Source organism: Glutamicibacter sp. AGC84 (assembly GCF_053543575.1).
This window is the reverse complement of the sequence record NZ_JBLVOC010000015.1, coordinates 344,085-353,507: the sequence shown is the minus strand read 5'-3', so window position 1 is coordinate 353,507 and position 9,423 is coordinate 344,085. Positions and strand designations below refer to the sequence as shown.

The following is a 9,423-nucleotide window of genomic DNA, read 5'->3' as shown; positions in this document are numbered from 1 at the left end:
TCCGCGGCCGGTTCCCCCCTCCTAAACCTCCAGGGAACCGGCCGCGAGTGCATTTAAGTGTGCTGTCGGCTTCTTGCCCTAGCCGCCGGCAATAAAACCCTTCAGGTCCGCCTCTATTCGATCGCGCGCGGCAAAAAAGCGAAGCCGGCAGTCCAGCTTCGAACATTTCGCGGAAGCGCACCGGTGGCATGGAAACGCTCAAGCCCGCGATGACTTCCCTGGCTCCATCGTGACGGCAATCCGTTATGCTTCCCTTGCCTCGGATTTTCATCACCGGAGATATCTGGCGCACCCAGCCCGCCAATCCTGTCCAGGCTTGGACGTGTCCATGGCGCTGCCGCTGGACGCGACCGGTGAGTTGAGCGAATTCTTCGCTCAATTCATGACTGAATCACCAGTAACTGCCTAGCTGCCGATGCGTCATCTGCCCGTGGCAGCTGTCTTCCAAAACAGCATCAGCGGGCAGATTCTGATTACATGGATAGGCAGGCGGAAGATTCTCACTTGAAGGGCCGGGATGGAGAAACAACAGGACCTTCGGATTTCGGTACGCACCATTCCCGATTCGGCTTTGCGCTTCGTCGGCTTCCTTTCCTTCTTCGACCGCTATGGCACCCCTCCCATGCTGGTCGCACTTTCGCTGGGTACCTCGCTCAGTTTCGCCCAAGCCGTCCAACTGGTAGCTTCCTATGCCTTGTTCTATGCCATAGGCCAGCCGATCTGGGGCGTGCTTAGCGATCGTTTCGGGCGTCTTGCGGTATTGCGCGCGGCGCTCATCGGCGCTTGCCTCGGCGCGGTCGCCAGCATCATGTTCACCGACTATTTGCCGCTACTCATTGCCCGCTCCGTCACCGGGTTCATGTTCGGCGCACTGTATCCAACCCTGATGACGCTCCTGGGCGATACCCGTACCGGGGTGGAACGCGCTCGCGGCTTATCTGATTTGCAGATCTATTCCTCGCTGGGCACCACCCTGGCGACATTAGCTTCAGGAGCATTGGCAACATACGCGAACTGGCGGCTGGTGTTCCTGTTGCCTGCACTGGGTTGCGTAGCGGCCCTGTATAGCTTGCGGAAGGCGGCAGAGCCCGAGCATTCGCGTTCCGGATTCAAATTCCGTGCAGCTTTGCGTCCCATGAATTTGGCCCTTTATGCCATCGTCTTCCTCGAAGGCGGGCTGCTCATGGGATTGCTGACCTATATCGTTCCCGCCTTGCAAGAATCCGGTGTCGCTATTGGCTTGGCAGGAGCGCTAGGTTGCGCTTTTGCCCTGGGAGTCATTCTGGGTGCACGCTTGATGCGCCGATTGGTGGCACGCATCGGCCGAACATGGCTTATTGGCGGTGGAGGCCTGGTGCTTTGCGCAGCTTTCCTCCCTTCGGCGTTCGCTCCCTCCCCTGCCTCATACACCCTCACCGCGTTCTTCCTGGGTGCCGCGAACGCGATCATGCACTCATCAATGCAGGGGTGGGCGACCGATATCTCGCCTGACGCGCGGGCCACCACCGTTTCACTATTCGTTTTTGCCCTGTTCGCCGGGGCATCTGCGGCGACCTACCTAACTGCAGATCTAGCGCAGAATGGCCACTACGGCCAGATCTTCGGAATCGGCTTGGCACTGAGCCTGTTACTCGTGGCGTTGGCGACTGGCACTCATGCGCTGTGGCGCAGAATGCATCCCGCCAGTTGATTTCTCGCGCAGCTGCAAGGGATCCGCGCAAGAGTTCTTCTAGAGATTAGATGTTATTGCCGGTTGCATGTGAGAATCTTGAATTAAGCGAACGAGCCTCACAAGCGGAAAGCAGGTTGCCATGACCAGTCCAGGCGAAGAACCACGAAACCCTTATTCTTCAGGGCATCAGGGTCAGAACCGGCAGTACCAGCAGCCTGGTTCCTACGATCTCAACGGCGTCCCGCAACAGCCTTACTACAATCAACAGGCACATGGCCAACCGGGCCAGTATCCCCCGGGCAACTTCGGCTATCCGACAGCATCCCAATTTCAAGGCACCCAGCTGGCACAGACCTCGATGATTCTTGGCATTGTGTCAATCTTCGTAGCAGGCGTGATCCTTGGCCCGATTGCTATTTTCAAGGCCAATAAAGCCGAAAGGGAATTCAATACGGTATCCACGGTCGGCAAAGTGACCGGTTGGATCGGCACCATTTTGGGCGTGCTCTGGATCGTGTATGTCGCATTCCTTGTCATCGGTGCTATCGCATTTTCCGTGGACCCGTCGTTCACCGGGTCCTAGGCACGTTTTCCCTCGACTTTAACGACAAAGCCTCCAGCTCACTTTCGTGAGCCGGAGGCTTTGCCGGTATCGGCCCTTATCCCGTCATCCCCATGACGGACTTCGGGAAACTTTTACTCTGCGGTTGGCAGTACGAACGAAGCGTCGATTTCGATCTTGACCTTGTCGCTGACCAGAACGCCACCGGCTTCCAGTGCTGCGTTCCAGGTGATGCCGAATTCCTTGCGGGAGATGGTCGTGGATGCGAAGAAGCCAACGCGGGTTGCACCGAAAGCGTCTACAGCTTCGCCGCCGAGCTCTGCTTCGAATTCAACTTCCTTGCTCACACCGCGGATGGTCAGATCGCCAACGAGAATGAACTCGCCAGCCTCGCCCTTGACCGCAGTGGACTTGAAGGTCATGGTTGGGAACTGCTCGGCGTTGAAGAAGTCCTCGCCCTTCAGGTGGCCGTCGCGGTTAGCGTCCTTGGTGTTGACCGATGCGATCTGGACGGTTGCCTCGACCGAGGAATCTGCCAGGGTTGCGCCGGTGGTCAGGGTTGCGTCGAATTCAGTGAAGCTGCCGCGAACCTTGGAGATGCCTGCGTGGCGAACCGAGAAGCCAATCTCGGAGTGCGATGCATCGAGGTTCCAGGTTCCGGTGGTCAGTGCAGATGCAGTCATGTCTAAATCCTTTCGTCGGGCCATCAAGTAGTTGACGCCTCAATTTGTTTTGCTGATACCAGTATGACACTAATGAAGTTGAAGCGTCAACCACTTTCCCTAAAAAAGTTCCATCTGACTCTTCAAGAGACCCTTATTTTGATACTGACTAGGAAAGTTTCCACTGAAGTTATTTTTCATGCACCCCTTTACTCCGACGTGTACATGGCTAGACTGAGGCCATGAACGCAAATGACCCAGTTCCCGATCATGCCCAAGAAGAAGCCGAGTTATCCGCAGAGCTAGAGGAAATTTGGCAGGAAGAATCCATCGCTACCGCTGCCCCGACCGAAATCGCCGATGAAGTCGACGGCGAGCTAGGTACCCGGAATCAGCAATAGGTAGATGGCCTCCACCTATTTCCATCCTGCAAGCAAATCCATCCGAGAGAAACCAATCCCCAGTGAATCCTCGGCGACATTGAAATGGATCCCCGGCATCGCGATGCCGGGGATCCATTGCTTAATCCATGCAGTTTTCGTTGCCTCGATTAGGGATTGGAGACCAAGCCTTGGCCAACCATCCATTCGAAGGCAACATCCGCCGGTTCACGGCCAACCACGTCCACCTGGTAATTCAGGTCCATCAAGACCTGATCAGTCAGCAACGGAGCGATCTTGTCCATGATCTGCTGGATTTCCGGGTGCTTTTCAAGGAATTCTCCGTTGAAAGCCGGGGCGGCGTTGTAGCTTGGGAAATACTTCCGGTCATCTTCCAGCACGGTCAAGTTAAGCGCCTTGATGCGCCCGTCAGTGGTGAAGACTTCACCGAAGTTGCACGCGCCATTAGCGGTTGCCTGGTAAATGGCACCCACATCGTACAGACCGATATTGTCCTCAGCCACTTCTGAACCACGGTCGATATCGTAGTGTTCCAGCATTGGAGTCAGACCGTCTCGACGGGAATTGAATTCCGGGTCGACGCAGAACGTCAGATCTTCGGGGTCCAGCGTCTGCAGTTCGGAAAGCTTGGTGATACCCAGCCGCTTGGTCGTTTCTTCGTTCATCGCCAATGCGTAGGTGTTGTTCAACGGTGCCGGATTTCCCCAGATAATTCCATTGGCAACATCCTCATCGTGCACCGACTGCCACTGCTCTTCTTCACCCACAACAGGTGATTCGTGGCCCAAGTAGGTCAGCCACGCGGTACCGGTGTACTCCCAGAGCACGCTCGCGTCGCCGGAAAGCAGCAACTGACGTGCCGGCTGGGAGCCAGGAACATTGGTCAGGTCGGTGACGTCATAGCCGGCAGCCTTGAGCGCGATCACGGTGATCTTCCCCAGCAGCAGCTGCTCGGTAAAGGACTTGGACGTGACGGTCACGGTGGTGTCTTCAGCGTTTTCGACCAGCGGTTTGATCTCGGCGGGGCCGGCGTTGGGCACCGTCCCGGTCGATGGGCTAAGTCCGCACCCAGTCATTCCGATCAGCGCGGCCATGGACAGGACAGCTAAATTCAGTTTGCGGTTCACGAAAGTCCTCTCGGTCGTGCCACCTGTTCGACGACGCGGCCAAGCCAATCAATCGTCAAAGCCAGCAAGGCCACTAGCAACGAGCCGGCAATCAGCACCACATTCAGGTTCAGGTTCACTCCCGTAGTGATCAAGATGCCCAGCCCGCCGCCGTTGATAAAGGTTGCCAACGTCGCGGTGCCTACCAGCAGCACCAGGGCTGTGCGGATGCCCGATAGCATCACCGGGACGGCCAACGGCAACTCGACCTTCAACAGCACGGACATCTGGCTCATGCCGATTCCCCGCCCGGCCTCCACCAGGCGTTCATCAACCTGCTGCAGGCCAACAATGGTGTTGGAGAGTACCGGAAGAATCGCATAGATCACCAGTGAGACAATGGCAGTTTTCGGGCCGAACCCCAACCAGAAGGCCAAGAGCACGATGACGCCAATGGCGGGTGCGGCTTGGCCGAAGTTGGCAATGGCCCGCACCGCCGGGGCTGCCTTGCGCAGCCCGGGGCGAGTGAGCAGCACGCCGAGCGGAATCGCGATCAGCAGAACGATGAGCGCCGAGATGACCGTGATCTTCAGGTGGTCGAGGGTGTAGCCCCAAATCGTTGCCGGATCCAGCGTTTGCTGTTCGGTCTCGGTCAGGTCGGCTGTTACCAGCCAACCCACCAAGATGGCGAAAGCAGCTGCGATTCCGGCGATCTGCCAAATCAAGCTGCGGGTTTCGGATCTCATGCCGATTCACCATCCTGCCCGGTGGCCGCACTATCGATATTCACGACGTTGATGGCACCCGAGTTCAGGCCAACCGGCGCCTCGTGATTAGCATCCGTGGTGTTGTTCGCGGCCGCGATCGCCTCCATGACGGTCTGCACCGTGATGACACCCGTGAGCACATCACGGCGTCCCGTTACCAGGGCCGACTCGGAACTGGCCACCAGCATGGTGTCCAATGCGTCGTTCAAGGTGGCCTGCTCACCGACGACCGGCATGGATTCATCATAGGTACCCTCGATGATCTGGGCACGCGACAGTTGCCGGCGGTCCATGCGGCGCAGCGGACGTCCCCGCGAATCAAGCACTACCGCGTATTTGCGTCCGGCGCCCTGCAGCTGCGAGAGCACCTCCGAAGCATTCTTGCCCGGTGTGGTGGTGATGGCTTCTCCCAGTTCCACTTCGTTCACCCGCGTCAGGGTCAGCTGCTTCAAGCCGGCACCCGAACCGATGAAATTCTCCACGAACTCGCTGGCCGGATTGGCCAGGATCCTTTCTGGGGAGTCGTACTGCTCCAGCTGCGCGCCTTCGTTGAAGATCGCAATCCAGTCGCCGAGCTTCACCGCTTCGTCGAAGTCGTGGGTCACGCACACGATCGTCTTCTGGACTTCAGACTGGATGTTCAGCAGCTCATCCTGCAGACGCTGGCGGGTAATGGGGTCAACTGCACCGAATGGCTCATCCATCAGCAAGACCGGTGGATCCGCTGCCAATGCACGGGCGACGCCCACACGCTGCTGCTGGCCGCCGGAGAGCTCCTTGGGGAAACGGTCCCGGTAAAGTTCCGGATCCAGCGAGACGAGTTCCAGCAGCTCGTCGACGCGGGCAGCGATCTTCTCCTTGGGCCAACCCAGCATCTTTGGAACCATGGCGATATTGGTCGCCACGGTCATATGCGGGAACAGGCCGCCAGCCTGGATCACATAGCCAATGCGGCGGCGCAGTTCATCACCGTTCATGCCGGTGACATCTTCGCCATCAATGACGATCTTGCCGCTGGTCGGCTCGATCAGGCGATTAATCATCTTCAGGGTGGTCGTCTTGCCGCAGCCCGATGGCCCCACGAACATCACGATGGACCCGGCAGGGATCTCCAGGGTCAGGCCGCCTACGGCCGATTTCTTTTGTCCCGGGTAGGTCTTGGTTACTTCTTCAAGCATGATCGAAGCGCCAGTGACATTCTGGGCCACGGCATTTTCAGGGATCTTATGTTCAGACACGGATACCTCGCGGGGTAGTCAGTCGGCCAATGCCGAGCAAAATCAAATCAAGGATGAGCGCCAGGATCACGACGCCAACTACGCCGGTGATCACGGATTCCAGGGAGTTCGCGCCGCCCAGACGCGAGAGTCCTTGGAAGATGAACCCGCCGAGGCCAGGACCCAGGGCGTAGGAGACCACTGCGGCGACGCCCATCACCATCTGGGCTGAAATTCGTACGCCAGTCAGGATCACCGGCCAAGCTATGGGAATTTCTACTGATATCAGAGTCTTCAGCCGACTCATGCCGATGCCGCGCGCTGACTCGATAATGGTTGGTTCGATGTTGTTCAGCCCAACGATCGCGTTGCGCAGAATTGGCAGGGCGGCGAAGAACGTCACCACGATGACTGCCGGAGTAACCCCGAAGCCCACGGGGACAATAAGCAAACCGATCAGGGCAAAGGACGGAATAGTCAGGCCGATGGCGCTAATGCCGTTAGCCAAGCCTGATAGGGGCTTGTTGCGGTATACCAATACGGCAATCAGCACAGCAATAATTGTCGCCAGGATCAAGCACTGCGCGACTAGCGAGAAGTGCTGCCACGAGGCGAAGAGGATATGGCGAGATCGCTCGCCAAAAAAGTCACCCACATTAAAACCTGCTTCACTTTAGTTTCGTATTTAGATCGTTATTTCAAGACTGGTCTCTGGGACCGTAGCTTGCCATGAGTTTAGCTGGGTCAGCGGAGCATGGCCAAGCCACGTTTTCCAGATCAAAGCTCTGGCTCGGCCGTATTTAGGGCCAATTGCTATCAATTGCCGATCACGAAATATGGTGCACTTTCAGCGAAAAGTGTAGTGAGATAGATTCATGAAACTTGCAACGCTCCGCCTCGCCAGCGAACCAGGCCATACCACCGCTGCTGTCATTGAAGATGGCCGCGCCTACTACTTGGACAACCTCGATTCAGTGCAGCGTTTCCTGCGTCTTGATGACGCAACTCAGCAAGAAGTAGTTGCTCGCGCTTTGGTGGGTGATTCCATCGCCGAGGGCGAAGCCGACTACGCTCCGCTGATCCCCAAGCCGGAGAAAATCTACTGCATCGGTTTGAACTACAAGACGCATGCGGCCGAGGTCGGCGAAGACCTGCCGAAGTATCCGACGGTGTTCGCGAAGTTCGCTTCCACCCTATGCGGCGCCAAGGACACCATCGAAATTCCAGTGGAAGACCACCGGGTGGACTACGAAGCAGAGCTGGCTATCATTATCGGCAAGCCGGGTCGCCGCATCAGCCAGGAGGATGCTGCCGCGCATATTGCCGGCTACGCCGTGGCCAGCGATGTGTCGATGCGCGGCTACCAGGGCCGCACCCAAGAGTGGCTGCAGGGCAAGATCTGGGATCGTTCCACTCCCCTGGGCCCGTGGCTCGTGACCCCGGATGAGCTGGATCCCGCCGCCCGCATTACCAGCACGGTCAATGGCACCGTGGTGCAGGACGAACAGATCGATGATCTGATTTTCTCGGCTGACGCCTTGGTTTCCTACCTCTCGACATTCAATGAATTGCAGCCAGGCGACGTCATCCTGACGGGTACGCCCTCTGGTGTTGCGTTAGGCCGCCGCGACGAGAATGGGCGTCACCCGTGGCTCAAGCACGGCGATTCACTTGAAACTTCGATCGAAGGCCTGGGTACCTCTGCGGTAGTTTTCAACGCGCCGCAGAACTGATATTCCTTGTCGCTTCCGGGGGCCTGTCCGCATTGGCGGGCGGGCCCCCGAGGCGTTAAGCCCCGTTCCCAATTTTGCTATTGAGACTCATTCTCATATAAGCTTGAACGCGTGAATCTCATCGTTCTCTCCGCACTTGATACTTCCAGCCGCGACTCCGGCCTCAGCCACCTGGGACACCACCATCCTGACGCCGTCATCTTGCGCTATGACTTCGTCGACGGCAATCGGCTGGTGCGCCACGTCTCCGGATCTGCAGCCGCAGAACATGCCGAAACCGTTCTTGGGCACCCCTGCATCGGCTGTGCCACGAAGTTCGAGATCCTGCCGACGATCCAACGCCTGGCCCCCGAAGATTCCGAGGCCACAATGATCCTGGCGTTGCCCGCCACATGGCATAGCGGAACAGTGCTGGACATGCTCGGGACAAAGCTCGAACCACTGGAAATCCGGATCAGCAGCATCGTCTTGTCCCTGGATCCCGCCGAATTGGAAAACCAGATGTGGGACCGGCACACCCTCTGGGAATCGGGATTCAACGCCATGGAACGCGATGCGAGGACGTCGGGAGAGTTCTTCTTCACCGAATTGATGCAGGCAGATACCCTCATTCCGGTCGAAGGACTGGAAACCCAGCTGCTCGAAAGCGCCACTGGTCCACGACGCGCTGGTGGCGCCGACTATGAAGCCGGCCTCGAATTAGCTCGGCAGATGGCACCGCATGCGCATATCTGCGTGCACGAAGAAGGACTCGGCTCCTTCCACCCCGGAGCAGCGCGCCAACGCACCAGCGCCGGGCACCTGCCGCGAACAGCAACCAATGCCCGCACTGCGCCGATCCGCCTGCACGCCGAACGTCCGCTTCATCCCGAGCGCTTCCGCAAGGCCCTGCCTTCCCTGGCCGAATCCTGCACCTGCATCCGCGGCATCCTCTGGGTGGCTAGTGCCCTCAGCGAGCGCGTGGCCATCGGCGGAGCCGGTCCGCGCATCTGGATGGAAAACACCGGCGCGTGGAATTCGAATATCGCCGTCTCGGAATTGCTGCTCTACGGATCCGAACACGAAGCTTCGCAGATCGAGACGGTCTTCGAGCAATGCCAGGTCACCGAAGAAGAACTCAAGGACCTGTTCAGCTCCGCACATCATGAAGGAGGTGAATGGCATGAAAGTTAGGAATTCCATCCGCGCATTGAAGAAGGCGCCCGGCTCCCAGGTAGTCAGACGACGAGGTCGCGTCTTCGTGATCAACAAGCAAAATCCGCGCATGAAAGCGCGGCAAGGCTGAAGCCCGGAAATTGCCGGC

The 9,423-nt window shown here is 58.1% G+C and carries 11 protein-coding genes; 6 read left to right on the top strand and 5 right to left on the bottom strand.

Going from position 1 to position 9,423, the window contains the following annotated elements:
- Positions 1–517 precede the first annotated feature (517 nt).
- Both ACNPN0_RS10425 and ACNPN0_RS10420 read left to right on the top strand, forming a co-directional pair.
- Entirely contained in the window at positions 518–1,690 is a 1,173-nt protein-coding gene (locus ACNPN0_RS10425; RefSeq protein ID WP_448937741.1) for an MFS transporter, read from the top strand.
- Positions 1,691–1,811: 121 nt separating this feature from the next.
- Positions 1,812–2,255, top strand: a complete 444-nt coding sequence (locus ACNPN0_RS10420; protein ID WP_434689183.1) for a hypothetical protein — start codon at positions 1,812–1,814, stop codon at positions 2,253–2,255.
- Between the two features lie 113 nt (positions 2,256–2,368).
- Here ACNPN0_RS10420 and ACNPN0_RS10415 read toward each other — a convergent pair whose 3' ends face one another.
- On the bottom strand, positions 2,369–2,917 hold the full coding sequence (locus ACNPN0_RS10415; RefSeq protein ID WP_105656264.1) for a YceI family protein: 549 nt from the start codon (positions 2,915–2,917) through the stop codon (positions 2,369–2,371).
- A 221-nt stretch (positions 2,918–3,138) separates the two neighbouring features.
- On the opposite strand from ACNPN0_RS10415, the gene ACNPN0_RS10410 reads away from it, so the two are divergent.
- Positions 3,139–3,297: a hypothetical protein gene (locus tag ACNPN0_RS10410; protein WP_434689185.1), complete on the top strand. Its 159-nt coding sequence runs from the start codon at positions 3,139–3,141 to the stop codon at positions 3,295–3,297.
- A gap of 149 nt (positions 3,298–3,446) precedes the next feature.
- Here ACNPN0_RS10410 and ACNPN0_RS10405 read toward each other — a convergent pair whose 3' ends face one another.
- From ACNPN0_RS10405 to ACNPN0_RS10390, 4 genes are read right to left on the bottom strand one after another with little or no spacing between them, the layout of a single operon-like run.
- The gene (locus ACNPN0_RS10405; protein ID WP_219844107.1) at positions 3,447–4,424 is read right to left on the bottom strand and encodes a glycine betaine ABC transporter substrate-binding protein; all 978 of its coding nucleotides are present in this window, start codon (positions 4,422–4,424) and stop codon (positions 3,447–3,449) included.
- On the bottom strand, positions 4,421–5,149 hold the full coding sequence (locus ACNPN0_RS10400) for an ABC transporter permease (RefSeq protein WP_105661999.1): 729 nt from the start codon (positions 5,147–5,149) through the stop codon (positions 4,421–4,423). Before ACNPN0_RS10400 ends, ACNPN0_RS10405 begins: the two co-directional genes overlap by 4 nt.
- Positions 5,146–6,408, bottom strand: a complete 1,263-nt coding sequence (locus tag ACNPN0_RS10395) for a betaine/proline/choline family ABC transporter ATP-binding protein (protein WP_105656262.1) — start codon at positions 6,406–6,408, stop codon at positions 5,146–5,148. Before ACNPN0_RS10395 ends, ACNPN0_RS10400 begins: the two co-directional genes overlap by 4 nt.
- On the bottom strand, positions 6,401–7,042 hold the full coding sequence (locus ACNPN0_RS10390; protein WP_105656261.1) for an ABC transporter permease: 642 nt from the start codon (positions 7,040–7,042) through the stop codon (positions 6,401–6,403). The genes ACNPN0_RS10395 and ACNPN0_RS10390 overlap by 8 nt, the downstream gene beginning before the upstream one ends.
- Positions 7,043–7,262: 220 nt before the next feature.
- On the opposite strand from ACNPN0_RS10390, the gene ACNPN0_RS10385 reads away from it, so the two are divergent.
- The 3 genes from ACNPN0_RS10385 to ykgO all read left to right on the top strand — a co-directional run bounded on the left by ACNPN0_RS10385 (position 7,263) and on the right by ykgO (position 9,405).
- Positions 7,263–8,120, top strand: a complete 858-nt coding sequence (locus tag ACNPN0_RS10385) for a fumarylacetoacetate hydrolase family protein (RefSeq protein WP_105656260.1) — start codon at positions 7,263–7,265, stop codon at positions 8,118–8,120.
- Between the two features lie 111 nt (positions 8,121–8,231).
- Positions 8,232–9,293: a GTP-binding protein gene (locus tag ACNPN0_RS10380; protein WP_332727031.1), complete on the top strand. Its 1,062-nt coding sequence runs from the start codon at positions 8,232–8,234 to the stop codon at positions 9,291–9,293.
- Complete coding sequence (ykgO, locus tag ACNPN0_RS10375) at positions 9,283–9,405, top strand: type B 50S ribosomal protein L36 (RefSeq protein WP_081461171.1); 123 nt, start codon at positions 9,283–9,285, stop codon at positions 9,403–9,405. The genes ACNPN0_RS10380 and ykgO overlap by 11 nt, the downstream gene beginning before the upstream one ends.
- Positions 9,406–9,423 lie beyond the last annotated feature (18 nt).

Coding starts and splice junctions, on each gene's coding strand:
- ykgO (WP_081461171.1), top strand. CDS start 9,283: ATGAAAGTTAGGAATTCCATCCGCGCATTGAAGAAGGCGCCCGGCTCC.
- ACNPN0_RS10410 (WP_434689185.1), top strand. CDS start 3,139: ATGAACGCAAATGACCCAGTTCCCGATCATGCCCAAGAAGAAGCCGAG.
- ACNPN0_RS10400 (WP_105661999.1), bottom strand. CDS start 5,149: ATGAGATCCGAAACCCGCAGCTTGATTTGGCAGATCGCCGGAATCGCA.
- ACNPN0_RS10385 (WP_105656260.1), top strand. CDS start 7,263: ATGAAACTTGCAACGCTCCGCCTCGCCAGCGAACCAGGCCATACCACC.
- ACNPN0_RS10425 (WP_448937741.1), top strand. CDS start 518: ATGGAGAAACAACAGGACCTTCGGATTTCGGTACGCACCATTCCCGAT.
- ACNPN0_RS10420 (WP_434689183.1), top strand. CDS start 1,812: ATGACCAGTCCAGGCGAAGAACCACGAAACCCTTATTCTTCAGGGCAT.
- ACNPN0_RS10415 (WP_105656264.1), bottom strand. CDS start 2,917: ATGACTGCATCTGCACTGACCACCGGAACCTGGAACCTCGATGCATCG.